Below are 26,216 nucleotides of genomic sequence, written 5' to 3' on the forward strand. Positions count from 1 at the left end.
GAAGTGGAGTGGATCCCACCCCCCGACTTGGACACCGGACAAGCGCGCATCAACGACTACCACCAACCCGAAAAGCTCCGCCCACCACCGGTGGACGCATGGACACCCCCAGTACCCGACGACGAGCGCGCGGGCGACGAGCAGCCAGCTGACAATGAGCACGAGGTGGAAGAGCCGACCCCGCCCGACAGCACGATCACCGCACAGGACTGGATCGACGCGTGGGCAGCCTACGAACCATCAGCACCCGATCAGACCTGCAGTCCGCTCGACCCGCCGGTTTACGACGAGCCGCCGGATGACGACCAGCGCGCGGGCAACGAGCCGACCCCGCCCGACAGCACGATCACCACACAGGACTGGATCGACGCGTGGGCAGCCTACGAACCGTCAGCACCCGATCAGACCTGCAGTCCGCACGAGCCGGTTTACGACGAGCCGCCGGATGACGACCAGCGCGCGGGCAACGAGCCGACCCCGCCCGACCGCACGATCACCACACAGGACTGGATCGACGCGTGGGCAGCCTACGAACCGTCAGCACCCGATCAGACCTGCAGTCCGCACGACCCGCCGGTTTACGACGAGCCGCCGGATGACGACCAGCACGCGCGCAAAGAACCGACCCCACCCGACCGCACGATCACCACACAGGACTGGATCGACGCGTGGGCAGCCTACGAACCGTCAGCACCCGATCAGACCTGCAGTCCGCACGACCCGCCGGTTTACGAGGCGCCGCCGGCTGACGACGAGCGCGCGGGCGACGAACGGTCGGCGACGGCACCCCACGATGCCAGGGACCTGAACGATTCGGCGCCCAGCGATCACACAGCCACCGACGACCCGGCGATCAACGGCGACAACATGACTCGCCACTCCGGAGATCCAGATCCGCCGGATGGCAAAGCCGCCTAAGGCGGCGGCAGAACTCGGGCTGGACGTCTCCCGGCGACCACCACGTCACCCACCAGCGGTACACCCGGTCGGTACGCCAGGTGCAGGTACGACGGGGCGTCCAGGCGAACGAAGTCGGCACGACGGCCCGCGGACAACATCCCGACGTCGTCGCGTCGCAGCGCTGCGGCGCCACCGGCCGTCGCCGACCACAGGGCTTCCGCGGGGCTGAAGTTCATGTCCCGCACCGCGACCGCGATGCAGAACGACATGCTCGTCGTGAACGAGCTTCCGGGATTGCAGTCGGTCGCGAGAGCCACCGTGGCGCCTGCGTCGATGAATCTCCTTGCGTCCGGCCACTTCGCGCGGGTGGAGAACTCGGCGCCGGGCAGCAACGTCGCCACGGTGGTGCCTGCCGCGGCGGCGAGCGCCTCGATGTCGGTATCCGAGGCGTAGGTGCAGTGATCGACCGAGGCCGCTCCCAGTTCGACGGCCAGCTGAATTCCCCCGCCGGGGCCGAGTTGTCCCGCATGCAGGCGCGGTGCGAGCCCGGCGGCGACCCCGGCGCTCAGGATGGCTCGGGTTTCGTCGACGTCGAAGGCGCCCTTGTCACAGAAGACGTCGATCCACCGGGCTAGCGGCGCGCACGCTTCGAGCATCGGCCCTGCGACCAGATCCACGTAGCCGTCCCGGTCGTCCCGAAACTCGGGTGGCACGACGTGGGCGCCGAGGAACGTCGTCTCCGCGGTGTGGTGGCCGGCCAACGTCAGCGAGCGGGCTTCGTCGGCAACAGTCAACCCGTAACCGCTCTTGCATTCGAAGGTCGTGACCCCCGCGCGCAGCAGCTCGCCGGCCAGCCGCTCGACCCCGGCGTCCAGGGTCGCGTCGTCGGCGGCGCGGGTGGCGGCGACAGTGGTGGCGATGCCACCCGCGGCATAGGGCGCGCCGGTCATCCGCGCCGCGAACTCCGCCGACCGTTCACCCGCGAACACGAGATGTGCGTGACTGTCGACGAATCCGGGGATCACGCTCGATCCGCCGAAATCCACGCTTATGTCGGCGTCGGGCGCGTGCCGTTGCTGCCCCACCCAGACGATGCGGTCGTCGTCGACGACGATGGCGCCGTCCTCGATGACGCCCAGCGCGGTGCCGTCGCCCTGGGTCGGATCGTTGGTAACGAGCTCACCGATTCCGCGGTAGAGAACTGTCACCGGGCATGCTCCCTCGTAGGTGCGTCCATCAACCCCGATATCGCCTCGGCCAACTGCGCCGCGGGGTCGTCGACCCCGAGGTGGCGGCCGTCGGCGACGACGGTCCGTCCGTCGACGATGACGTCGGTGACGTCGGCGGCCGTGGCGGCGAAGACGACGGTCTCCGCGGCCGCGGCACCGCCCGCCGTGCGGATCGAATTCAGGTTCACCGCAACGAAATCGGCACGTGCGCCGACGGTCAACGTTCCGGCGTCGGTCCAGCCGAGCGCATGCTGGCCGTCGATGGTGGCGGCGTTCAGCAGTCGCTCGGCGGTGATGATGCCACGCTCGCGGCGGGCCAGGCGTTCGTCGAGTTCGGTGGCGCGGGCTTCCTCGAACATGTCGATCACGGCATGTGAGTCCGACCCGAGGCTGAACAAACCGCCGCCGGCCAGCAGCGCCGCCGCGGGGCCGATGCCGTCGCCGAGGTCGCGTTCGGTGGTAGGACAGAAACAGACCCCGGTCGTGGTCGACGAGAGGTCGGACAGGTCCTGGTCGGTGAGATGGGTGGCGTGCACCGCGGTGGTGCGCGGCCCGAGGACGCCGGCGTCGCGCATCAATGCCGTTGGGGTGCAGCCGTGTACCGCGAGGCACTGGTCCACCTCGGCGGTCTGCTCGGACGAGTGGACGTGCAGCGGGGCCTGATGCGCTTCCGCCCACTCCACCACGGCCGGCATGTGTTCGAGTGGCACTCCGCGCACCGAGTGCAGTGCGGCGCCGACGATGACGTCCGGCCCATCCGACGTGGCCGCGTCGCCGTGCAGTGCCTCCACCCGCTCCGCCCAGGCGTCGCCGCTGCCGTCACCGAATCGCCGTTGCGGCCCGCTCGCCAACGGTGTCCCGTCCACACCGGCACTGAGGTAGCAGGTGTCCAGCAGGGTCAACCGGAGACCGGCATCGGCGGCCGCACCGATCAGTGCGTGGCCCATCGCGTTGGGGTCCGCATACGGCGTGCCGTCGGCGTCGTGGTGCAGGTAGTGGAACTCCCCCACCGAAGTGATTCCGGCCAAAGCCATTTCGGCGTATACACCGCGAGCGAGGCGCCGGTAGGTGTCCGGGTCCAGCCGGTCGGCGGCTTGATACATCAGGTCCCGCCAGGTCCAGAACGAACCGTGCCCACGTTGGGTCCGCGAGCGCAGGGCCCGGTGAAATGCGTGCGAATGCGCGTTCGCCAACCCCGGCACGACGAGTCCCGGCAGCCGGTGCGACGACGGCAACGCGGCCGTGCCGGCTTGGATCGCGCTGATTCGTCCGTCGGACACGGTGATCAGGACCCGGTCGGAAACGGTGCTGTCTCCTAGCCAGGCATGCTCGCACCAGAACGTCGTCACGACACCCACTCCGCCATGACGTCGGCCAGTGCCTCGGCGCCGAGATTGCAGTCGTCGGGCTCGGCGTGTTCTTCCGGCGAGTGCGATACTCCGGTTGGGTTGCGCACGAACAGCATTGCGGTCGGCACCTTGGCGGACAGGATGCCCGCGTCGTGTCCGGCCTGGGTCGGCAGCACCGGGATGTCGCCGAGGCGCGCCAGTGCCCGTTGCAGACGTGCGCGGGGGCCTTCGGGGAATTCGACGATGGGAGTGATCGATTCGGCCATCACCTCCAGGTCGATGCCGTCCTGGGCCGCGTGGCCGCGGGCTTCGGCGCTGATCTGCTCGACGAGTGCGGTCAGGGTCGCCTCGTCCGCGGCGCGGGCATCGAGCCAGGCGCGGATGCGCGACGGGATGGCGTTGGCACCGTTGGGGGAAACGAGAACCTTCCCGAACGTGGCGACCGCCTCGTGCCGCGCCGCGGCGGTGCGGGCGGAGTGCACCGACGACGCGAACGCCAGCATCGGGTCGTGCCGGTCGGCCAAACGCGTTGTGCCGGCGTGGTTCGCCGCACCGCAGAAGGTGAACTCCCACCGCCCGTGGGGCCAGATGGCGGAGGCCACCGCGATCGGGCGGTCGACGAGATCGAGCGCGCGGCCCTGCTCGACGTGCAGTTCGACGTAGACGCCGACACGGTGGGTGAGGGTGGTGTCCGCGCCGAGGTGCTCGGGATTGCGCCCAGCGCGGGTCAGCGCCTCGGCGAGCGTGATGCCGTCGATGTCGGTTAGCCCGCGGGCCCGGTCGGCACTCAGCGCGCCCGTCGACAGCTGTGATCCGACGCAGGCGACGCCGAATCGCGCGCCCTCCTCGTCGGAGAATGCGGCAACGGCCACCGGCACCGTCGGAACCACGCCTCTTGCCCGCAGGATGTCGATCGCGGCGAACGCGGACACGACGCCGAGCGGCCCGTCGAACGCTCCGCCGTCGGGCACCGAATCCAGATGCGAGCCGGTGACGAAGGCGTTGCGCGGCTCACCGGTCCATCCCGGTGGCAGCCACCACGCCCACAGGTTGCCGTTGCGGTCCTCCTCGACGTCCATGGACCGCTCGGCGGCACAGCCGCAAAACCATTCCCGCAGCGTCAGGTCGGCATCGGACCAGGCGAATCGGCGATAGCCGCGGGTGTCCTTGTCCTGGCCGACGTCGAGGATCGCGCCCCAGAGGGAGTCGAATGCGGAAGGAGAAGTCCCCGTCATTCGGTCTCCTGCATGGGGATTCGCACCCCTCGCTCGGCCGCGACGGCGGTGGCGTGCTCGTATCCGGCGTCGGCGTGCCGGATGACGCCCATCCCGGGATCGTTGGTCAGTACGCGTTCCAGCTTCTGGGCCGCCAGGGCGGTTCCGTCCGCGACGGAGACCTGTCCGGCGTGGATGGAGCGGCCCATGCCGACGCCGCCGCCGTGATGGATCGAGACCCACGTGGCACCGGACGCGGTGTTGAGCAGCGCGTTGAGCAGGGGCCAGTCGGCGATCGCGTCGGAGCCGTCGAGCATCGACTCGGTCTCGCGGTACGGCGAGGCCACCGAACCGGAGTCGAGGTGATCGCGACCGATGACGATCGGCGCCGACAGCTCCCCCGACGCGACCATCTCGTTGAACTTCAGCCCCGCACGGTGACGTTCGCCGTAGCCGAGCCAGCAGATGCGGGCGGGCAGGCCTTCGAACTCGACGCGTTCACCGGCCATGGTGATCCACCTCTTGAGGTGTGCGTTGTCGGGGAACAGCTCGAGGATCGCCTTGTCGGTGGCGGCGATGTCCTTGGGATCACCGGACAGCGCGGCCCACCGGAACGGTCCGAGGCCCTCCTCGAACTGCGGCCGGATGTAGGCGGGCACGAATCCGGGGAAGTCGAATGCGCGGTCGTAACCGGCTTTTCGGGCCTCGTCGCGGATCGAGTTGCCGTAGTCGAACACCTCGGCACCCTTGTCGAGGAATCCGACCATGGCGGCGACCTGCTTGGCCATCGACTCCTGCGCCTGCTCGGTGAAGTACACCGGGTCCTTCTCGGCCATCTTCTTCATGTCGTCGAGTTCGATGCCGATGGGCAGGTAGGACAGCGGGTCGTGGGCAGACGTCTGGTCGGTCACGATGTCGATCGGTGCGTCCCGCTCGAGCAAGGCCGGGAAGATCTCGGCGGCGTTGCCGACCACCCCGATCGACAACGCCCGCTTGGCATCTCGCGCCTCGATGGCCAGGGCGAGAGCGTCGTCGAGATCCTTGGCCTTGACGTCGAGGTAGCGCTTGGAGATGCGACGGTCGATGCGAGACTCGTCCACGTCGACGCAGATCGCGACGCCTTCGTTCATGGTGACCGCCAGCGGCTGCGCGCCGCCCATGCCACCGACCCCACCGGTGAGCGTGATGGTGCCCGCCAGGGTGCCCCCGAACCTCTTCTTCGCGATGGCACCGAACGTCTCGTAGGTGCCCTGCAGGATGCCCTGGGTGCCGATGTAGATCCACGACCCGGCCGTCATCTGGCCGTACATCGTGAGCCCTTCGGCCTCCAGCTTGCGGAACTGTTCCCAGTTGGCCCAGTCGCCAACGAGATTGGAGTTGGCGATCAGGACGCGCGGAGCCCAGACGTTGGTGCGGAACACGCCGACCGGCTTACCGGACTGCACCAGCATGGTCTCGTCGTCTTCGAGACCGCGCAGCGTGCGGACCAGTGCATCGAATGCGGGCCAGCTGCGTGCCGCCCGCCCGGTGCCGCCGTAGACCACGAGGTCGTCGGGGTGTTCGGCGACCTCGGGGTCGAGGTTGTTCATCAGCATGCGTAGGACGGCTTCCTGTTGCCAGCCCTTGCAGGTGAGTTCGGTTCCGCGCGCGGCGCGGACGGGACGGGGACCAGCGATTGTTGCCATGAGTGATGAAATCCTTAACGAGTGGTGCTTACTGTGCTCCGAGACCTGCTCCGGCGAGCCACTTCTTGGCGATGTCGGAGAGGTTGGTGCCCTTGGCGGCTTCGGCGTTCATGGAGATGAGGTCGTCGGTGGTGAGCTTGGCTGACACCTCGTCGAGCGTCTTGGTGACGTTGTCGTTCTGCTTGGCGGACTTGATCAGTGGGACGACGTTCTCGGCGGCGAACAGGTTCTTGTCGTCCTCGAGGGCGACGAGGTTGTTCGAGACCAGACCGGGGTCGGTGCTGAAGAGGTCGCCTGCCTGGACCTGACCATTGGTGAGTGCGGTCATGGTCAGCGTGCCGCCGGCGTCGAGGCTGACGAAGTCCTTGAACGTCAGTCCGTACACGTCTTTCAGGCCGACGACACCCTGGACGCGCGTCTTCCACTCGGGCGGGCCGCCGAGGACGAGTTCACCCGCGACCGGGGCGAGATCGGAGATCGTCTTCAGCTTGTACTTGTCGGCGGTGGCCTTCGTGACGGCCACGACGTCCTTGTCCTCCGCCGGTGACGGCGTCAGCATCGAGATGCCCGACGGCAACTTGCCCTTGAGTTCGCTCGACACCGAATCCGGGGTGGCTGCGGTCGACTTCGGGTCGAGGTAGCTCAGCAGAGCGCCGGAGTATTCCGGGACGAGGTCGATGGACCCGTCCTTCAACGCCTGGATGTATACCTCGCGGCTGCCGATGTTGAACTGCTCCTTGACCGGAATGCCCTTGGCCTGCAATGCCTGCGAGTAGATGCTGCCGATCAGCTGGCTTTCGGTGAAGTCGGCGGAACCGACGATGATCTCCGAACCCGAGGATCCGGAGTTGTTGCCGCCTCCCGACATCGGATCGCCGCCACCACCGCAAGCGGACAGCGCGAGTATCGAGGTGAGTGCAAGGACCGAGAGTGTCGTGCGCTTGTTCATGGTGTTCTCCTGATGGGTGGGGTCGGCGCCGGACGGCACCTAGGTGGTGACCGGCTCGGGGACGGCCGTGGCGAGCGGTGACGTGGACTTCGACGCGGTGCGCCGCAGCCCCGGTGACACGATGATGCGACCGAGCCAGGCGAAGCTGAACTCGAGCGCGAGTGCGAGGACGGCGACGAGGATGGCGCCACCGGCCATTTCGGCGAAACTTGCCTGTGCCCTGCCGTCGAGGATGAACCTGCCGAGGCCCTGCAGGCCGAGATAGGCCGCAATGGTCGCGGTCGAAACGATCTGCAGCGTCGAGCTTCTGACTCCGGAGATCATCAGTGGCAGGGCACACGGAAGCTGCACCCGCAGCAGGATTTGACGTTTCGTGAAACCCATCCCGCGTGCCGCGCCCACCGCGTCCGGGTCGGCGGTCTGGATGCCGGAGTACGTCCCGCTGAGAATCGGCGGGACGGCCAGGAGTACGAGCACGACGATGGTCGGCAGCACGTAGACGAGCTTTCCGGGAACGACCGGGGAGATGACCAGGAAGAGCAGCACCAGAAGCCCCAGCGTCGGGAGTGCGCGCAATGCGTTGGCGAACCCGGCAACCACGGCTTCACCGCGACCCGTGTAGCCGATCACGATTCCTAGCGGAACCCCGATGGCCAACGCGACCAGAAGCGCAATGCCCGAGTACAGCAGGTGGTAACCCACCTGAGCGGGGATGCCACCGGAGCCCGCCCAGTTGGCCGGGTCGGTAAGCCAGCCGACGATGTTCACGACGTGACCGTCCTTTGCCGCCAAGGGGTGAGGAGCTTGTTCAACCAGATGATCAGGCCGTCGAAGATCACCGCGAGCACGACGCAGAGGACCACACCGGTGACGAGCGGGACGTAGAGCCTCAGCTGAAACCCTTGGGTGAACAGCGAGCCGAGCTGCGGGATGCCAAGCAGCGCAGCCATGGTCACGATGCTGACGTTGGACACAACGGCCACCCGCAGGCCAGCCGCGATCACGGGAACGGCGACGGGGAGTTCGACGAGGAGCAGTCGCTGCCAGCCGCGATACCCCATCGCCTCGGCGGCCGCCACGGTGTCGTGCGGCACCGAGCTCAATCCGTCGGCCACCACGCGTACCAACAGGGCCAGGGTGTAAAGGGTAAGTGCGACAACGATGTTGATGGGGTCGAGGATCTTCGTCCCGAGGATCACCGGCAGGATGATGAACAATGCCAGCGAGGGAATGGTGTACAGCAGGCCTGCCGTTCCGACGATGGCCCCGTAACCGCGCCCCCACCGATGCGCCCACCACCCGAGCGGCAGCGCGACGACGAGGCCGAGGACGGTCGGGATCAGCGTGAGCCAGACATGGCTGATGGTGAGTTCGATGATCCGATCGATGTTCGACGAGATCCAATTCATGCCAACACCTGCCCGCCGGACCTGCTCGCGTCCTTCGCCCGCTTGATCGCGTCGATCACGTCGTGGTCGGTCGCGGTACCGAGCAGCGTCCCCGACTCGTCGGTGACCACGCAGCGCCCGCTCGGACTCGACAGTGCCGAGTTGAGCATGTCCCGCAGCGGATCGCCGCGCCGGGCCGTCGTGGCGCACAGGTTGACGTCGCTGTCTTGAACGGAATCGCCACGCACGCTTGCCGTGTCGACCCAGCCGATCGGTGCGTTCTTCGCGTCGACCGTCAGGATCCATCGACCGTTCACGGCGGGCAGTGTCGAAACGGGTTGGCCCACGGTAATGGTTGGTTCGTCGGTGAGTTTGAGCAGGTCATCGGAAATGTGGAAGCCCAGCGCCCGGTAGCCGCGCGCGGAGCCGACGAAGTCGGCGACGAACGCGTCGTTGGGCGCGGCGAGCAGCTCGGCGGGCGTCGCCGCCTGGGCCAGCGTTCCGCCCTCCCGAAGCACCGCGACCTGGTCACCCAGCTTGAGGGCTTCGTCGATGTCGTGGGTGACCATGACGATCGTCTTGGAGATGTCCGCTTGCAGACGCAGGAACTCATCCTGCAGCTGGCTTCGGACGATCGGGTCGACGGCACTGAACGGCTCGTCCATCAGCATGAAGGGTGGGTCGGTGGCGAGTGCGCGCGCAACACCGACGCGCTGCTGTTGACCGCCGGACAACTGCCAGGGATACCGCCCGGCGAACTTGGCGTCGAGGCCGACGAGCTCCAGCAGTTCCATTGCCTTGGAACGTGTTTCCTTCTTGCTGCCGCCGAGCAGCCGCGGCAGGGCGGCGACGTTGTCCACGACCGTGCGGTGCGGAAACAGGCCGGCATTCTGGATGACGTAGCCGATCCGTCGCCGCAGTGCCACGCGATCGAGGGTCTGGGTGTCGACGCCGTCGAGTTCGATCGTGCCCGAGGTCGGCTCGATCAGCCGGTTGATCATCCGCATCGAGGTGGTCTTGCCGCACCCGGACGGGCCGACCAGGGTGGTGATCTTGCCACTGGGCGCGGCGAGGGTGAGCTTGTCGACGGCGACGGTGCCGTCGGGATAGACCTTGGAGACTTGGTCGAAAGTGATCATGACGGACTTTCTGGATGGCTTGATTTCGGGGTACGACTCAGCCGTGCGGATACGTCCGCCGCGGCTGTGAGCAACATCTGACCGTGCCGTTTCGCTTGCGCCCCGGTGAGCCGGTAGCTCGGAACGACCAGGCTCAGTGCGGCAACTATCCGGGCCTCGGAGTACACCGGGCACGCGATCGCAGTGACGTCGGCTTCGACGCCGCGTTCGACGACGACGTACCCGTCGTCGGGAACCTTGCCCCGCAACGCATGTCCCGCCGCGGAGGTATCGAGGGGTACGGTCCGACCGATCCAGCTGGCATGACGGACGGAATGGGTTCCCTCGACGATGCTGATGTAGAGCGCGGTCCCGGCATGCCCTTCGACGCTGAGGTACGCCGACTCTCCGGTCTCGGCGACGACGTCTTCCATGGCCGGCCTGGCTAGGTCGATCAACGACTCGTTGCTCAGCGCCTGCGCCCCGAGTTGGATGATGCGGCCACCTGGCCGGTACAAACCGGACTCGTCCTTGCTCACGAAGCCGGTGGTCTCGAGCGTGCGTAGCAGCCGGAGAGCCGTGCTCGGTGCGAGCTCGACCTCCCGCGCGGCGTCGGCGAGATTCGCTGCCCCGCGATCACACACGGTCGCCAGCAGGGCCAGCGCCCGCTCCACTGTCCGGGTGGGCGATTCAGCCACCGTGATCTCCTCTCGTCGGGACGGAATCTACGGTCCCCACGTTTCGTCCGGCCTCCTCCGCGTTGCCACTAGGTAAAATTTGATTTCCATCTAGCGGAATTGCAGGACTTTCGGTGATGATAGAGCGCATCGCTCCTCTGCGATAGAGAAACGAGGAGATTTTTCCATGATCGTGCTGAACGGGACGGGCAGTATTGCCGACGTCGTAGCGCTCGCAGACCGGCGCGAACAGGTCTCGGTGGCACCGAAGATCCTCGAGGCCGTCACGCGCGTACACGAACAGGCTGAAGACCTCAGCTCGCGATTCGCCACCTACGGCAGGACCACCGGTGTCGGCGCCAACCGGAGCACCCCGGTGCTGGCCAGCGACGCCGACTACGGGATGCGCCTCCTGCGCAGCCACGCGGCCGATGCCGGCGATCCGCTCGACGACAGGACGGTTCGCGCAATGCTCGCGGTCCGGCTCGTTCAGCTGTGCGTGCCGGGAGCTGGTCTGGATCCGTGCATCCTTGGTGGCCTGGAGCGGATGCTCAACGACGACGCCCTGCCGGAGCTGCTCCATTACGCATCGATCGGCACCGGTGACCTGGCGGCCCTCGCGGGAACCGCGCTGACCTTGATCGGCGAGCGGCCGGCCACCAGACCGCTGACCCCCATGGAGCCGTGGGGCGCCGACAGTGCACTGCCCTTCATGAGCAGCAGCGCACTGACCGTCGGCCGTAGTTGTCTCGCAGTGGCCGAACTGGCCAGACTCGAACGCGCATCGAGTGTCATCTACATGCTCAGCTTCCTCGCGCTCGACGGAAACCCGTCGGCGTTCTCGGCGGCTGCCGCTCGTGCCGCGGCCGCGCCACAGGTCGACGCGGTCGCTTCTCGATTGCGGTCACTGTTCATCGACGCCGGGCAGCCCGATCACAGCCCGGCACGCATCCAGGATCCGTACGGGCTGCGCGTCTATCCAGTCGCCCAGGCGAGCGTCGTCGCCACGCTGAATTCCCTTGTCGGGCAGCTGGAACGAACACTGAACACCGCACAGGAGAATCCGCTGTTCGACCCCGATGGTGACCAAGTGGTCCATCACGGCGCGTTCTACCAGGCGTCCCTGTCACTCGAACTCGACGGGACCACCCTCGCGATGGCATTGACCGCGCCGATCACCCACTCCCGGATCCGGATGCTCAACGACCCGGAGACCAACCGCGGCAACGCTTTTCTGGCCGACGTCGAAGACGGATCGTCCGGGCTGATGATGGTCGAGTACGTCGCCGCGGGGGCGATCGCCGAAATCCGCGCGGCGGCGCAACCCGCATCCGTCGGCACGCTCGTGCTGTCGCGGGGCATGGAGGAGGACGCGACCTTCGCCTCGCAGAGCGCGCTCCAACTCGAGCGGTCGGTGGCCGCCTACCGCGTGCTGTTGTGTTGCGAATTGGTTGGGGCGATACGGCTGCTGCGCCAACGTGGTCTGCACGACCGCTTCGCCGGTGTGGCCGCCGAGGCCGTCGCGCTCACCCGGGACCTGCCATGGGACGACGGCGACCGGGATCTCCGTGGCGATCTCGTGGCCGCGGGGCCCCTCCTCGACGACCTCGGCCGGCTCATCCCGGACTAAGCGCCCTCGATCACGTCATGCCAGCGGGCCGGTGACCGATTCCGCGGCGGCGGCGAGGGATCCGTCGCGCGCCAGCTGAACGACGGCGTCGATCTCGGGCGCGAGGTGACGGTCCGCACCCGGGCCCGGGACACGTGTCCGCACGGCGGCGACGACCGCGCCTGTGGCGGGTCCCGGTCGAAGTGGGGCGCGCATGTCGATTCCCCTTGCCGCGGTGAGCACTTCGATGGCGAGAACGCGGGTGAGCCCGTCGAGCGCCTTGCGCAGTTTCCGCGCCGCCGACCAGCCCATCGACACGTGGTCCTCCTGCATCGCCGAGGAGGGAATCGAGTCGACGCTCGCCGGGTTCGCCAGCCGTTTGAGCTCGGAAACGATTGCGGCCTGGGTGTACTGGGCGATCATGTGACCGCTGTCGACACCAGGATCGTCGGCGAGGAACGGCTTGAGTCCGTGACTGCGGGAGGCGTCGAGGAATCGGTCGGTACGGCGTTCACTGATGCTGGCCACGTCGGCGACCACGATGGCGAGGAAGTCCAGTACGTAGGCGACCGGCGCGCCGTGGAAGTTGCCGTTCGACTCGACCTGTCCGTCGAGGGTGACGACGGGGTTGTCGATGGTGCTGGCCAGTTCCCAGGCTGCGACGTTGCGGGCGTGTGCGACGGTGTCGCGGGCGGCGCCGGCGACCTGCGGTGCACACCGCAGCGAATACGCGTCCTGCACCAGCGGGCAGTCGGGTCCGCTGTGGCTGGCCACGATCGGCGACCCGGCGAGGATGCGGGTCATGTTCGCGGCGGCAACGGCCTGCCCGGGCTGTGGCCGCAGCGCCTGCAGGTGGGCCGCGAACACCTTGTCGGAGCCGAGCAGCCCTTCGACGCTCATCGCCGCCGACACGTCGGCCAGCACCAGGAGCCGATCCAGGTCGGTCAGCGCCAAAACCAACTGTCCGAGCATGCCGTCGGTGCCGTTGATGAGGGCGAGACCCTCCTTCTCGGCGAACACGATCGGTTCCAGACCGTGCGCAGCCAGCGCTTCCGCGGCGGGCACGACGGACCCGTCGGCGGTGCGCACGTGCCCCTCCCCCATGATCGCCAGCGCGACGTGCGCCAGGGGCGCGAGGTCACCGGAGCAGCCGAGGCTGCCGTACTCGTAGACGATCGGCGTCAACCCTGCCGACAGCAGCGCCGCGTATGCCTTGGCGACCTCGGGGCGGACGCCGGTTCGGCCGGTGGCGAGCGTCGACAGCCGCAGCAGCATCATCGCGCGGATGACCTCGCGTTCGACCTCGGGCCCCGAGCCCGCTGCATGCGAACGAATCAGGCTGCGTTGCAACTTGGTTCGCAGTTCCGGGGGGATGTGGCGGGTGGCGAGCGCGCCGAAGCCGGTGGAGATGCCGTACACCGGTACCGGATGGTCGGCGAGCGCTTCGATGCGGGACCGACTCGCGGCCATTGCGGCGATGGCGTCATCGGCGATGACGACGGGGGCGTCGTCGCGCGCCACCCGCACGACATCCTCGATGGTGGTGGGGCCGATACCGACGACGACTGGGTTCATTCAAGGATTGTGCACTGCGTCGCCGGGGGAACCGCGGGTCGCATACCCGACGATCTCCGACTCACCGTACCGTTTGCATAGGCTACATAATTAATTGAGCCCTCCGGCCGGGATGAAGGAGACCAAGCGTGGCGCGTGCCGCCGAGCCCTACCCGCGGCCGCGGCTTCTCGTCATCGCGCTGGGCCTGGTGGCGCTGACCGTAGCGGTACTCCAGACGGCGGTGGTCCCGGTGCTCGGCATCATCGCCAACCAGTTGAACGCCACTCCCGTCGCCGTCAGCTGGGCCGTCACCGCGAACCTGCTCGCAGCTGCCGCGTCGACTCCGCTCATCGGCCGCCTCGCCGATCTGCACAACAAGAAGCACATCCTGCTTGGCGTCCTAGCGGTGGTGCTGATCGGTTCTGTACTGGCGGCAACGACGGCGTGGTTACCCCTGCTGATCGTCGCCCGCGTGCTGCAGGGCGTGTCCTTCGCCCTGTATCCGATCTGTGTTGCCATCCTGCGCGACGAGCTCCCCGACGACGCGGTAGCACGTGCGTTGGCCGTCTTGTCCGGCATGCTCGGCGTCGGCGGGGGCGCCGGATTGGTCGTGACCGGCCTTCTGGTGGACGGCAACGCCGGTTATCACCGGGTGTTCTGGCTGACGACGGGGTTCACCGCCGCCGTGCTGGCGCTGACATTGGTGGTCGTCCCATCGCGGCCGAGAAACGGTGAAGGAACGATCGATTGGTTGGGCGCGCTGGGCTTGGCCGCCGGCCTGTCGGCGATGCTCCTGATGATCACTCAGGGGAACTCGTGGGGCTGGACGTCGCCCGCGACACTCGCAACCGCGGCCGCCGGCGTGGTGGTGCTGGTGGCGTGGTGGGCATGGGAGCGCCGGCAGCGCCATCCGTTGGTGTCCACCGAGATGTTGACACGGCGACCCGTCCTGCTGACCAATCTCGCGACCGTGTTCGTCGGTTCGGGCTTGTACTTCGGCTTTCTTGGCCTGACGCAATTCGTCCAGATCGACCGCGCAGCAACGGGATACGGCTTCAGTGCCTCCGTGCTCCACGCCAGTCTGGTGTTCCTGCTCCCTGGCGCGATTGCCGGGTTCGTCACTGCGACACTGTCCGGCATGTTCATCGAACGCTACGGCGGCCGGCCAGTACTGATGTCCGGTGCCGTGACGGGAATGGTCGGCTTCCTCTGGCTGGCGTTGGCCCACTCACTGCCATGGCAGGTGATCGCCGCGGGCATCCTGGTCAATGCCTACATCAGCCTGGGTTACGGGGCGCTGCCCGCGTTGGTGGTCAGCGAGGTCAAAGGCGATGAGACCGGCGTGGCCACCGGCGTCAATGCCATCTCCCGCACGGTCGGTAGTTCGATCGCCGCCGCGGCAGTGGCCGTGCTACTCGAGCAATCCGCCGGCGTCACGGGCATGCCTTCGGAACATGCGTTCGTGGTGATCTTCTTCGCGGGCGCGGTCACCGCCGGCCTCGCAATGGTGTTGATCGCGCTGTCTCGCAGTCGAAGCGCCGACGCTCGGACGGCCGAGGCACTCCTTGAAACCCGTGCGATGAACCACGAGTGGGGCTAACCGACGGGACGGGCGGAATTCGGATTTAGTCGCTAGGCTGGCGCCTTCCCACGAGGAGGCCCGATGTCCCCCGATGTGACCCCTGTGCCGCCGCCTGCACCGGCTCGATCCGCAGGTCACATCCGCCTGACCTCGCACAGCGGCGGCTCCGGCGCGCTGCCCATTCACTGGGATGCGCCGACGGCCGCCGAACGCGGGCCGGTGATCGGCACCACCATCCAGCGCGCTCACCGCAACGTCATCGGCACGCACAGCGGTTCGTACAGCGTCTACCGGGCGCTGGCGGTCGCCGCAGGTGCGCTGTCACGCGAACATCGGGCGGACCTCACCAACACCGCCCCCACCGACGTCATCGGTCCGTATCCGCAGTGGAGCGAACCCGGCAAGATCACCAGCCTGGATCCCTGGGGCGCCTTGGTGGCCGACGTCTTCAGCGCCGAACTGGCCGCCGGCTACGACATCCGGCCGACGATCGCCGTGACCAAGGCGCACGTGATCCTGCCCGAGGTGATCGAGGCCGTACAGAAGGGCAGGCTGCGTCCGGACGGCCGCGTGCTGCTGGCCAGCGGCGCCGCACTCGTCACCAAGGCGGCGATCGAACCGGTCTGGTACCTGCCCGGCGTGGCGCAGCGGTTCGGCTGCAGCGAGACGGATCTGCGGCGGGTGCTGTTCGAGGAGACCGGCGGCATGTACCCCGAGTTGGTGACCCGCGGCGACCTCGAGGTCTTCCTGCCGCCGATCGGCGGGCAGACCGTGTACATCTTCGGCGAGCCGCACGACCTGGCCGATCCATCGGTGGAGCTCACCGCGCGCGTGCACGACGAGTGCAACGGGTCGGACGTGTTCGGTTCCGACATCTGCACGTGCCGGCCCTACCTGACGCATGCGATCGAGGAGTGCATTCAGGGCACCCAGAACGGCGGCGTCGGCGTGGTCTCCTATTCGCGCAAGGAGGGCCGCGCGCTTGGCGAGGTGACCAAGTTCCTCGTCTACAACGCGCGCAAGCGGCAGGTGGGTGGCGACACCGCCGACCAGTACTTCGCCCGCACGGAATGCGTTGCGGGCGTGCAGGACATGCGGTTCCAGGAGCTGATGCCCGACGTGCTGCACTGGTTGGGCATCCGCAAGATCCACCGGTTGGTCTCGATGAGCAACATGAAGTACGACGCCATCACCGGATCGGGCATCGAGGTGGGCGAACGCGTCAACATCCCCGACGACCTGGTCCCGGCCGATGCACGGGTCGAGATCGACGCCAAGATGGCCGCCGGCTACTTCACTCCCGGTGCGGTCCCCGACGCCGACGACCTGAAGAAGTCCAAGGGCCGCGGGTTGGACGGATGAGTTCGGTGCGCTCCACCAGCACCGAGCCAAACGTCGACACCGACCAGCCCGACGGCGCCGCCGCTGCCCTCCGCAGTACGACCGCCATCCGCGAGCGCGCCAGGCAGCTGCTCCGACGGGCACGCAATGGCGACTCGGCATGGTTCGGCGTGGACGACGACGCGCTCGCCGTGGCCGCCGCGCAAGTCGCGGACCTCACGCGTCAGCGATACCCCGACCTGCAGATCCCGTTCCACAGTCGCTGGCGGCACTTCGAGGCCGGAGGCATCGAACGCAGGGCCACGTCGGGCGCCGGGCTGGACGGCCGCGCGATGATCGACCTGGCCGTGGTGAGCGTGCTGCTCGACGCCGGCGCCGGCCCGGATTGGCGATACGACGAGGCGAGCAGCGGTCAGCGGTTCTCCCGGTCCGAGGGCCTCGGGGTGGCGAGTTGGCACGCGTTCACCAGCGGGCTGTTCTCCAGCGACCCGGGCGACCCCTTGCGCGCCGACGCGTCAGCCCTGACCGGTCTGGACGCGGACCGGCTGGCCGAGGCGTTTCAGGTGGGGCACGAGAATCCGTTGGTAGGGCTGGACGGCCGCGTGGCGGTGCTGCACCGGCTCGGCGCGGCGCTGACGGCTCGACCGGAGGTCTTCGGACCCGACGGCCGCCCGGGCGGGTTGTTCGACCTGCTCACTGCCCACGGACGGACTTCGGTCACCGCGGGCGACATCCTGACGCAGCTGCTGATCTCCTTCGCCCGAATCTGGCCGTCCGGCAACGCCATTGATGGCCAGCCCCTCGGCGACTGTTGGCAGCATTCCGCCGTCGACGGCCCCGGGCTGACGCGTGGCTGGATGCCGTTCCACAAGCTGTCCCAGTGGCTGACCTACTCCTTGCTGGAACCGTTTCAATGGGGTGGCGTCCGCGTCGACGGGATCGATGAGCTGACCGGACTTCCGGAGTATCGCAACGGCGGCCTGTTCCTGGACACCGGGGTGCTGAGGCTGCACGACGCCGAGTGGGCCGAGAACGAATGGACGGTGGGCGACGAGTTGGTGGTCGAATGGCGGGCACTGACGGTGGCTCTACTCGACGAACTCGCCCCACTGGTACGGTCACGGCTCGGCGTCGACGCTCGGCGGATGCCGCTGGCCTGCGTGCTGGAGGGCGGTACGTGGGCAGCGGGCCGTGCGCTGGCGCAGCGGCTACGCGGCGGACTTCCTCCGCTGACCATCATCAGTGACGGGACGGTGTTCTAGGACGTGAACGACGTCTACCTGGTCGATCACCCCCTGGTGCAGCACAAGCTCACGCTGATGCGCCGGAAGGACGCTTCCACCAACAGCTTTCGACGGTTGTGCAACGAGATGGCGGCGTTGCTGGCCTACGAGGTGCTGCGCGACATGCCGATGCACGCGATCGACGTCGACACGCCGCTGGAGCGAACCACGGGCATGGTGATCGACGGCAAGAAGCTGGTGTTCGTGTCGATCCTGCGGGCGGGTACCGGCATCCTCGACGGGCTGCTGACGGTGGTGCCTGGCGCACGCGTCGGCCACATCGGCCTGTACCGCGACCCGAAGACGATGGTGGCCGTGGAGTACTACTTCAAGATGCCAGGCGACCTGCAGGAGCGGGACATCGTCGTGGTCGACCCGATGCTGGCCACCGGCAACTCGGCCGTCGCGGCGGTGGAGCGGCTCAAGGAGTTCGGCCCCAAGTCGATCAAGTTCGTCTGCCTGCTGACATGCCCGGAGGGCATCGCCGCGCTGCACGACGCCCACCCCGACGTGCCCATCTACACGGCCGCCGTCGACCGTCAACTCGACGAGCACGGCTACATCGTGCCCGGCCTCGGCGACGCGGGCGACCGCATCTTCGGAACGAAGTAGCAGGCGCAGCAGGCTATTTGAGCGGCAGTCCGGTGATGGCCCTCGCCATCACCAGGCGCTGAATCTCACTGGTGCCCTCGAAGATCGTGAAGATCTTGGCGTCGCGGTGCATCCGCTCCACCGGATAGTCGCGGGTGTAACCGTTGCCACCGAGGATCTGAATGGCCTCGTCGGTGACGTAGACCGCTGCCTCACTGGCCGCCAGCTTCGCCATCGACCCCTCGGCGTTGGTGAACGGCTTGTCGTTGCGGGCCATCCAGCCTGCCCGCCACACCAGCAGACGCGCGGCGTCGATCCTGGTCTTCATGTCGGCCAGCTTGAAGGCGATCGCCTGGAAGTCGCCGATCTTGCGACCGAACTGTTCACGCTGCTGGGCGTACTCCAGCGCGTATTCGTAGGCGGCCCTTGCCACTCCGAGCGCCATCGCGCCCACGCTGGGCCGGGTCCGCTCGAACGTCTTCATCGCCGCCTGGCCCGCCGAGCTCTTGCCCTCGCGGCTGCGGGCGATCCGTTCGTCGAACTTGTCCTTGCCGCCGATGATCAAGTTGCCGGGAATCCGCACGTCGTCGAGCACCACTTCGGCGGTGTGCGACGCCCGGATGCCGTGCTTCTTGAACTTCTGCCCCTGGCTGAAACCCTTTGTCCCTGGCGGGATGATGAACGTGGCCTGACCGCGTGAACCCAGCTCGGCTTCCACCGAGGCGACGACGATGTGCACGTTGGCGATGCCGCCGTTGGTGGCCCAGGTCTTCGTGCCGTTGATCACCCACTCGTCGCTGGCCTGGTCGTAGCGCGCGCGGGTAATGATGGCCGACACGTCCGATCCGGCGCCCGGCTCTGAGGCACAGAACGACGCCAGCTTCGGCTCGTTGATGGTGCCGAACATCTGGGGCAACCACTCGCCCATCTGCTCGGGCGTTCCCGTGGCCGCCAGGGACGCGGCGGCCAGCCCGGTGCCCATGATGGACAGGGCGATGCCGGCGTCACCCCAGAACATCTCCTCGAAGACGGTCAGGATGCCCAGCCCGCTCGGTTCGGCGGCCTGCGTGGCGAACAGTTCCATGGAGTAGAGGCCCACCTTGGCCGCCTCCTGGATGATCGGCCACGGCGTCTCTTCCCGCTCATCCCACTCCGCGGCAGCGGGCCGGACCACGTCTCTTGCGAATTCGTGAACCCAGTCCCGAACCTGGAGGACGTCCTCGGACGGCTCGAGCGAAAACGACATGGCGCTGGTCCTTTCAGCGAGTTCCGGTGCCGGTTGCGTCCGCTCGGCGACGAGGGCGCGAGCTATCGACGCCCGACTTCAGTGAACGACTGTACACTGTGGCGTCGGCGAGAGCCAAACGTAGGTCAAAGAACCTCGGCAAGAGCCACTTTCGCTTGGGACAGCCTCATCAAGCGCACCTCGCCTTGACGATTATTACGGTTCACCGTAAGAATCTTCAGTCATGTCGGTCCCCGTGCTGGTTTTGCTGAGCACCGTCGTCTTCCTCGCCTGCGCCTCGTTGGGAGGCGGCATCTACGAGCACCTCGTGCTGGACCCGGTCTGGCCCAGCAGGCCCGCGATCATTCAGGCCCCGCACGGCGGCGTCTCCCGTCGGCGGTTCTGGATTCCGGCGCACAGCGCGTTCGAGGTGATCCTCATCGCGGCGCTCGTCGTCACCTGGGGACAGCCGGAGGTGCGGACGGCATTGCTCGTCGCGCTCGCCGGCCACCTGGTGATGCGGGTGTGGTCGCTGGTCGACTTCGTGCCCAAGGCGGTCGTGTTCGAGAAGACCGACCCAGCGGTGATCGAGCGCGCCGATGCGGTCCGGTGGACACGTCGCAGTCTGCTCCGTCTCCCGCTCGACGCCGTTACGTGCGTGGCGACGCTCGCGGCGCTCGTGGCGGCAGCGTGACCGAAAACCGGTCACGCTCGGAACTTCTCGCGGAGTTGCAGCGGGTCGGCCGTGAGCACAGCGACGCCACGGTGCTGTTCCACTCGACGCTGGCAGCCGAAGTCGGTCTGCACCCCACCGACTACAAGGCGCTCGGCATCCTGGACCGACTGGGCCCGATGAGCGCCGGTGAGCTGGCGCACCACACCGGGCTGGCCGCAGCGTCCGTGACCAACCTGATCGAACGGCTGGTCACCAAGGGACTCCTGCGCCGTGAGCCCGATCCAGCCGACCGTCGTCGGGTGCTGCTGAGTGCCGAGGTCTCCCAACTCACCGACAACGAGTTCTTTCGCTCATGGCAACGGGCGGCCACCCAGGTGTGGGAGCGTTACTCCGACACCGAACTGGCAGTCATCCTCGACTTCCTCGCCGACACAGCCCAGCGGCTGCGCGCACGGACCGAGGCGCTGACCGCCGATGGAATGCGCCGCTCGATCAAGGGGGAACCGCGTCAGCATGCCGGACGACGAGCCGAGTGAGCCGCGTCGGCCCTTGACGGGCCATGTCGGCATCCGCTACGCGGCGGGCCTGGTCTTCGCCCACCTTCTCACCGCGGCCGAGGTCGTCGCAGTCGTCATCTCGCTGTGCAGCCAAACATTCGGTGGCGCAAGAGTTCTGCTCAACCAGTCCAACCTCTTCCTCCTCGCGGTCGTGATGGTGGCCGGCACCATCGCCATCGGAATCGCCGGCTACTGGAGCATCGCACCGTCGTTGCGCTGGTACCTCGTCGGCGGCGAACCGGACGCCGAGCAATGCCGGGGCGCCATCAACATCGTGCGGTTTCAGACCGCCATCCTGCTAGGTGTCTGGGCGATCAGCGGCGTGGTACTCATCGTCGCCAACCGCGACGCCGGCGTGGGTCCCGCGGTGCTGATCGCCGTTGCCGCCGCCGTGGGCGGCACCTCGTGCTTCAGCACGGCCCTGCTGTTCACCCAACGGATCTTCCGGCCGATCGTGGCGGCGGCGACGAAGGAGTTCGTCGGCCGCCAGACCGCACCGGGGGTTGCGGCGCGGCTGGGCATCATGTGGCTGCTCAACAGCGCACTGCCCGCAGCCACCATCGCGCTGTTGGTCCTCGCAAGGACCAACGGCTGGTTCCTGCCCAAGACGGCGTCGGTGGAGATCCCGGTCCTCATCCTGTCGCTGGTGTCGGTCTTTCTGGGATTCCGCGCGCTGATGCTGGTGTCACGGTCCATCTCCGACCCCGTCAGGGACGTCGTCGAGGCCATGGCCGAGGTCGAACGCGGCCACATCGGGCGAACGGTCGACGTGTACGAGCAGTCCGAGATCGGGCAGCTGCAAGGCGGATTCAACAGCATGGTGGCCGGCCTGCTCGAACGGGACCGGCTCCGTGACCTGTTCGGCCGCCACGTCGGCCCCGACGTCGTGCGGCTCGCAGAAGAGACCGACGAATCGCTCTCCGGCGAAGTTCGCGACGCCGCCATCCTGTTCATCGACCTCGCGGGATCCACGCAGCTGCCGGCGAACCGGACCCCGCAGGAGGTGGCCGACGTGCTCAACGACTTCTTCCGGATCGTCGTCGCGGCCGTCGACGAACGCGGCGGATTGATCAACAAGTTTCAGGGTGACGCGGCGCTGGCCGTGTTCGGTGCACCGATCACCACCGTCGGGGCCGCCGACGCCGCGCTTTCCACCGCTCGGACGCTGGCCGCCAACCTGCGCACACTGCCCGTCGTCGACTTCGGCATCGGCGTATCGGCGGGCGCCGTGTTCGCAGGCAACATCGGCGCCGAGAACCGTTACGAATACACGGTGATCGGCGATCCGGTCAACGAAGCCGCTCGGCTGGCGGACACCGCCAAGACCACACCCGGGCGAACAGCCGCGTCGGGCGCGGCGATCGAGCGCGCTGCCGATGGCGAGCGGCGGCACTGGGTGGAGCACGATTCCGTCGTCCTGCGTGGACGATCGGAGGCCACCCGGATCTCGGTGCCGCGCGGCAACGACAATGGCCACCGTGACTGAGGTAAACCCGTTTCGCATCGACGTGCCCGACGACGTTCTGGTCGACCTACGCCGCCGCCTGGCCGCGACCCGCTGGCCCGAGCCCGAGTGCGTCGCAGATTGGAGCCAGGGCATCCCGCTGGAGTACACCCGCGACCTTGCGACGTACTGGGCCGACGTCTATGACTGGCGCCAGCGCGAGGCCGCACTCAACCGCTTCGACCAGTTCACCACCGAGATCGACGGTCTCGACTTCCACTTCGTGCACCAGCGTTCACCGCACCCCGACGCGTTCCCGCTCGTCCTCACCCATGGCTGGCCCGGCTCGATCGTCGAGTTCCAGAAGGTCATCGGCCCCCTCACCGATCCGACTGCGTACGGCGGGCGTGCCGAGGACGCCTTCCACGTGGTGTGCCCGTCGCTGCCCGGCTACGGCTTCTCCGGCAAGCCGACCGCGGCGGGCTGGGGCATTGGCAGGATCGCCAGGGCGTGGGAGACGCTGATGCTCCGTCTCGGCTACGACCGCTACGGCGCCCAGGGCGGCGACTGGGGGTCGGCGGTCACCGCCGAGATCGGTCGCAACGTCGGCCACTGCATCGGCATTCACCTCAACATGGCGACGGGCAGGCCGCCCGCCGACTTGCACGATCCCACCGACGAAGAGAAGGAAGCGCTGGCCGCGATCACCCACCACCGGCGCTGGGGCACCGGCTACTCCAAGCAACAGGCCACCCGACCGCAGACGGTCGGTTACGGCTTGGTGGACTCCCCCGTCGCACAGCTGGCGTGGATCGTCGAGAAGTTTTGGGCGTGGACCGATTGCGACGGCCACCCGGAGAATGCACTCAGTCGTGACGAGATGCTCGACGACGTGACGCTGTACTGGGTGACCGGCACCGGCGCATCGTCGGCACGCTTGTACTGGGAGAGCTTCGCAGCGTTCGGTTCCGGCGGTCGGGTAGAGCTTCCGACGGCAATCGCGTCCTTTCCGAAGGAGATTGGCCGGCCTCCGCGGTCGTGGTGCGAGCCCAACTACAACATCACGCATTGGACGACGATGCCGCGCGGCGGACACTTCGCCGCCTTCGAACAACCGGAACTGTTCGTCGAGGACGTCCGCCGGTTCTTCGCCACGGTGCGCTGAGCGCCGTCCCTCAGCCGCCTCGGCGGTTCAGCCACCAGATCCGGCTCGACAGCAGCGTGGCGAACGCGCACCACAGCGGGTACAGCCCGAGCGCGCCCGCGGCCGTCCCGTGGGTACGCACCGCACGCCGCGTGAGATCGGAACTGCTGACCGTCAACGCGGCGGCCGCGACTGCCGAGGTGCCGAGCTTGCGGCGGCTGAAGAAGAGCCACGTCCACCCGCCGTTGAGAATCAGGTTGAGCGCCAACAACCTCGAGTAGGTCCTGGCCTCATCGTGACGTCCGTCGCCGTTGAGCTTGTCGACGGTGCTTGCCGAAACCGCGGCGATGTCGGCGTAGAGCAGCGGCCACACGATCGGAAAGGCCTGCCGGGGCGGCTGGAAACTGGGCTTGCGTAGATTTTCGTACCAGTCCGACTGGGCGGGACGGCTCGCGAGACCTCCGATCGCTGCGGTGAGCAACACGGCAGTCGTGGTCTTGGCGAGAGTGATGGCGCGCATGTGGCGCTCCTTTCGGGGGCCAGGCCGCGTACCCGACGGGCCAGTCGGCCAAACCAGGGGTCAGGTTAGCGTGGCTCATGACCAACGCACCCGAATTGCGCGTAGGCACGGCCGCCGATCTTCATCTCGTCGAGCCGCTGTGGGTGGCCGTGCACCACCGCCACGCCGAGAGCATGCCGCAGTTGGCGCCGTACGTGAGCGACACCGCGACCTGGACCATCCGCCAGGCGCTCTATCGGGAACTGTTGGCAAAACCGGACACGCTGCTGCTGATCGCCTTCGACGGTGAGACTGCAGTCGGCTACGGACTGGCCCACGTCCTCGCGGTCGACGACACCTGGGTTCCCGACACCTGGCAGACCGGCCGGTCGATCGGCGAGATCGAGTCGCTCAGCGTACTTCCGGAGTACCGCGGAAGTGGGCTGGGTTCGGTGCTGCTCGACCGGCTCGAGACACATCTGCGCGCGAGCGGTGCCCGTGATCTGATCCTCGGGGTGCTACCCGGCAACGACCATGCGATCCGGCTGTACGAGCGACGCGGATACCGGCCGACGTGGCTCTACATGTCGCAGTTCGAGGGCAGGGACTGACGCCTCATCGCCGCTGCCGAAGCGCGCGGTAGCCACCGTAGATCGCCAGCGCGACAAGGAAGTTCACGAAGTACGCCACGTCGGCACCGTGCCAGGCCACGGCGATCGGCCCCTGATAGATCGACGTGTTCATGAACGGGACCGCCGCGGCGTAGGCCACCACGAACGCCACCACTGCCGCGACCGCGTCGGGCCGGCTCGTCGCCTCCACGTCCGGATCGACCGTCGCGCTTCCCCGGCTGCGGATGCGCCAGTCCACCGCGACCACGGCGACGAACGCAGGAATCCAGTAGCTGACCACCAACAGCACGTTCTGGAACCGCCCCGCGGTGTCGGCGGAATGCAGCCAGAGGATCAATCCGAACGCCAACACCGTGACCACCACCGACGACATCGGCCTGCGCACGCGCACGCCAAGGGTCTGCAGCGCCAGCGAGCCGCTGTAGTCGTTCATCACGCCCGAGCCGATCGACGCCAGCGCGATGATCAGCAGGGCCAGCCCGCCGAGGATGCCGCCACCCATCACGGACTGCACGCCCTCGGCGGTCTGCTCGGACACCAACTCACCGGCGGCGACGCCGATGCCCTGAACGAACGTGTACGCCAGCACGATGCCGCCGAACGTATAGCCGAACACCCGCCGGCGCGACGAATCGGCGGGCAGGTAGCGGCTGAAGTCCGACGCGTAGGTCGCCCACGACACGGCCAGGCTGAACGCGATCGTCACCTCGAGGACGAAGGCCCCTGCCAGGTCGGCGCCCTGCACGGTCGGCGGGGTCACCACGTCGTGCCCGCCGACCAACTTGACCGCGAAGACGACGAACGTCAGGAATAGGACGACCGTCAGCACGGCCTGCAGCCGATGGATCACCTCGTAGCCGAAGAAGCCGACGACGCCTTGCACGCCGAGGACGATCAGCACGCCCGCCCAGAACGGGATGTCCAGCAGTACGGCCAGCGCCTCGCCGCCGAACAGACCGACCAGCGCGTCCCAGGCGATCGAGGACAGCCACTGCAGTGCGGCGGGCAGCTTCACGGCCCCGCCGAACGCCATCCGTGCCGCGGGCAGCTGTGCAGTTCCGGTGCGCGGACCCCACGTGGAGAGGTATCCGACAACCAAGGAGCCGAGCACCGTGCCGATCACCATCGCGAGCAGGCCAAGCCAGAAGCCGAGGCCGAGCACGATCGCGAGGGCACCGGTGAAGACGCCGGTGACGTTGACCTGCGGGGCGAACCAGACGGTGAACAACCGGCTCGGCGATCCGTACCGCTGGCCGTTGCCGATGGGGGCAATGCCGTGCGTCTCCACCGACAGATCGCCGGCTCCGCTGGGCATGTGACCACTGAACGGTGGCGCGTTCAGGGCGCTCGCGGGAGGGGACGGCGTGGGGGCCTTGTTCATGCGCTCATTCGATCACGACGGCCCGCGCGGGCCGCGCCCAGCGCACGGAGAGCGGTGGTCGCCTGAGTACCTCGGCGCGGAATCTGCTTCTCGGAATCACTCAAAACGAGGGATTCCATTGTCCAGATGTAAATTCGTTGCGGAATCGCTTGCGAAGGCGGACCGGATCGGCCACAGTTTATCCACGA

At 67.7% G+C, this 26,216-nt stretch carries 23 protein-coding genes and 1 pseudogene; 11 read left to right on the forward strand and 13 right to left on the reverse strand.

The window, feature by feature from the left end; genetic code table 11:
• Positions 1-918 (forward strand): annotated as a pseudogene (locus N536_RS42710) (hypothetical protein); the annotation flags it as partial.
• Here the strand turns inward: N536_RS42710 and hutI are convergent.
• Genes hutI through N536_RS0132555 form a run of 9 tightly spaced genes read right to left on the reverse strand, consistent with a single transcriptional unit; the run spans position 915 to position 10,530 of the window.
• On the reverse strand, positions 915-2,108 hold the full coding sequence (gene hutI / locus N536_RS0132515) for an imidazolonepropionase (RefSeq protein ID WP_029117438.1): 1,194 nt from the start codon (positions 2,106-2,108) through the stop codon (positions 915-917). The pseudogene N536_RS42710 and the gene hutI sit on opposite strands and share 4 nt — an antisense overlap.
• Complete coding sequence (locus tag N536_RS0132520) at positions 2,105-3,478, reverse strand: formimidoylglutamate deiminase (protein ID WP_197040281.1); 1,374 nt, start codon at positions 3,476-3,478, stop codon at positions 2,105-2,107. Before N536_RS0132520 ends, hutI begins: the two co-directional genes overlap by 4 nt.
• On the reverse strand, positions 3,475-4,713 hold the full coding sequence (locus tag N536_RS0132525) for an allantoate amidohydrolase (protein WP_029117440.1): 1,239 nt from the start codon (positions 4,711-4,713) through the stop codon (positions 3,475-3,477). The genes N536_RS0132520 and N536_RS0132525 overlap by 4 nt, the downstream gene beginning before the upstream one ends.
• Entirely contained in the window at positions 4,710-6,377 is a 1,668-nt protein-coding gene (gene hutU, locus N536_RS0132530; RefSeq protein WP_155948843.1) for a urocanate hydratase, read from the reverse strand. Before hutU ends, N536_RS0132525 begins: the two co-directional genes overlap by 4 nt.
• 28 nt (positions 6,378-6,405) lie before the next feature.
• Complete coding sequence (locus tag N536_RS0132535) at positions 6,406-7,326, reverse strand: ABC transporter substrate-binding protein (protein WP_029117442.1); 921 nt, start codon at positions 7,324-7,326, stop codon at positions 6,406-6,408.
• A 39-nt stretch (positions 7,327-7,365) separates the two neighbouring features.
• Positions 7,366-8,094, reverse strand: a complete 729-nt coding sequence (locus N536_RS0132540; RefSeq protein ID WP_231514704.1) for an ABC transporter permease — start codon at positions 8,092-8,094, stop codon at positions 7,366-7,368.
• Positions 8,091-8,735 (reverse strand): ABC transporter permease, encoded by a 645-nt coding sequence (locus N536_RS0132545; RefSeq protein WP_029117444.1) that lies wholly within the window; start codon positions 8,733-8,735, stop codon positions 8,091-8,093. Before N536_RS0132545 ends, N536_RS0132540 begins: the two co-directional genes overlap by 4 nt.
• Positions 8,732-9,853 (reverse strand): ABC transporter ATP-binding protein, encoded by a 1,122-nt coding sequence (locus N536_RS0132550; protein WP_029117445.1) that lies wholly within the window; start codon positions 9,851-9,853, stop codon positions 8,732-8,734. The genes N536_RS0132545 and N536_RS0132550 overlap by 4 nt, the downstream gene beginning before the upstream one ends.
• Positions 9,850-10,530: an IclR family transcriptional regulator gene (locus N536_RS0132555; RefSeq protein WP_029117446.1), complete on the reverse strand. Its 681-nt coding sequence runs from the start codon at positions 10,528-10,530 to the stop codon at positions 9,850-9,852. The genes N536_RS0132550 and N536_RS0132555 overlap by 4 nt, the downstream gene beginning before the upstream one ends.
• A 166-nt stretch (positions 10,531-10,696) precedes the next feature.
• Here N536_RS0132555 and N536_RS0132560 point away from each other — a divergent pair, with 166 nt between their 5' ends.
• Positions 10,697-12,139 (forward strand): aromatic amino acid lyase, encoded by a 1,443-nt coding sequence (locus N536_RS0132560; protein WP_029117447.1) that lies wholly within the window; start codon positions 10,697-10,699, stop codon positions 12,137-12,139.
• Positions 12,140-12,154: 15 nt separating this feature from the next.
• Here N536_RS0132560 and hutH read toward each other — a convergent pair whose 3' ends face one another.
• Positions 12,155-13,693: a histidine ammonia-lyase gene (gene hutH, locus N536_RS0132565; RefSeq protein WP_029117448.1), complete on the reverse strand. Its 1,539-nt coding sequence runs from the start codon at positions 13,691-13,693 to the stop codon at positions 12,155-12,157.
• Positions 13,694-13,821: 128 nt separating this feature from the next.
• On the opposite strand from hutH, the gene N536_RS0132570 reads away from it, so the two are divergent.
• The 4 genes from N536_RS0132570 (at position 13,822) to upp (ending at position 18,491) form a co-directional block, all read left to right on the forward strand.
• Positions 13,822-15,273 (forward strand): MFS transporter, encoded by a 1,452-nt coding sequence (locus N536_RS0132570; RefSeq protein ID WP_029117449.1) that lies wholly within the window; start codon positions 13,822-13,824, stop codon positions 15,271-15,273.
• A 63-nt stretch (positions 15,274-15,336) separates the two neighbouring features.
• A complete protein-coding gene (locus N536_RS0132575) occupies positions 15,337-16,617 on the forward strand; it encodes a GTP cyclohydrolase II (protein ID WP_029117450.1) in 1,281 nt (426 codons plus the stop codon).
• A complete protein-coding gene (locus N536_RS0132580; RefSeq protein ID WP_051574924.1) occupies positions 16,614-17,858 on the forward strand; it encodes a URC4/urg3 family protein in 1,245 nt (414 codons plus the stop codon). The genes N536_RS0132575 and N536_RS0132580 overlap by 4 nt, the downstream gene beginning before the upstream one ends.
• Positions 17,859-17,861: 3 nt before the next feature.
• Positions 17,862-18,491 (forward strand): uracil phosphoribosyltransferase, encoded by a 630-nt coding sequence (gene upp / locus N536_RS0132585; RefSeq protein ID WP_029117452.1) that lies wholly within the window; start codon positions 17,862-17,864, stop codon positions 18,489-18,491.
• A 13-nt stretch (positions 18,492-18,504) separates the two neighbouring features.
• Here upp and N536_RS0132590 read toward each other — a convergent pair whose 3' ends face one another.
• Positions 18,505-19,716, reverse strand: a complete 1,212-nt coding sequence (locus N536_RS0132590; RefSeq protein WP_029117453.1) for an acyl-CoA dehydrogenase family protein — start codon at positions 19,714-19,716, stop codon at positions 18,505-18,507.
• Positions 19,717-19,939: 223 nt separating this feature from the next.
• Between N536_RS0132590 and N536_RS0132595 the strand changes: the two genes are divergently transcribed.
• Genes N536_RS0132595 through N536_RS0132610 form a run of 4 tightly spaced genes read left to right on the forward strand, consistent with a single transcriptional unit; the run spans position 19,940 to position 23,537 of the window.
• Positions 19,940-20,389, forward strand: coding sequence for a hypothetical protein (locus tag N536_RS0132595; protein ID WP_029117454.1), 450 nt, complete (start codon positions 19,940-19,942; stop codon positions 20,387-20,389).
• Complete coding sequence (locus N536_RS40100) at positions 20,386-20,907, forward strand: MarR family winged helix-turn-helix transcriptional regulator (RefSeq protein ID WP_081809487.1); 522 nt, start codon at positions 20,386-20,388, stop codon at positions 20,905-20,907. Before N536_RS0132595 ends, N536_RS40100 begins: the two co-directional genes overlap by 4 nt.
• Entirely contained in the window at positions 20,885-22,414 is a 1,530-nt protein-coding gene (locus tag N536_RS0132605; RefSeq protein WP_051574925.1) for an adenylate/guanylate cyclase domain-containing protein, read from the forward strand. The genes N536_RS40100 and N536_RS0132605 overlap by 23 nt, the downstream gene beginning before the upstream one ends.
• Positions 22,398-23,537 carry an epoxide hydrolase family protein gene (locus tag N536_RS0132610; protein ID WP_036438398.1) on the forward strand — a complete coding sequence of 380 codons (1,140 nt, stop codon included), beginning with the start codon at positions 22,398-22,400 and terminating at the stop codon, positions 23,535-23,537. The genes N536_RS0132605 and N536_RS0132610 overlap by 17 nt, the downstream gene beginning before the upstream one ends.
• A 10-nt stretch (positions 23,538-23,547) precedes the next feature.
• Here the strand turns inward: N536_RS0132610 and N536_RS0132615 are convergent, their stop codons facing one another.
• Positions 23,548-24,036, reverse strand: coding sequence for a TspO/MBR family protein (locus N536_RS0132615; protein ID WP_029117457.1), 489 nt, complete (start codon positions 24,034-24,036; stop codon positions 23,548-23,550).
• Between the two features lie 77 nt (positions 24,037-24,113).
• Here N536_RS0132615 and N536_RS40995 point away from each other — a divergent pair, with 77 nt between their 5' ends.
• Positions 24,114-24,626, forward strand: coding sequence for a GNAT family N-acetyltransferase (locus tag N536_RS40995; RefSeq protein ID WP_051574926.1), 513 nt, complete (start codon positions 24,114-24,116; stop codon positions 24,624-24,626).
• Between the two features lie 4 nt (positions 24,627-24,630).
• On the opposite strand, the gene N536_RS0132625 is transcribed toward N536_RS40995, so the two are convergent.
• A complete protein-coding gene (locus N536_RS0132625) occupies positions 24,631-25,962 on the reverse strand; it encodes a cytosine permease (protein ID WP_036438413.1) in 1,332 nt (443 codons plus the stop codon).
• Positions 25,963-26,216 lie beyond the last annotated feature (254 nt).

This window comes from Mycobacterium sp. URHB0044, from assembly GCF_000620625.1.
In the GTDB taxonomy this organism is placed as follows: Bacteria; Actinomycetota; Actinomycetes; order Mycobacteriales; family Mycobacteriaceae; genus Mycobacterium.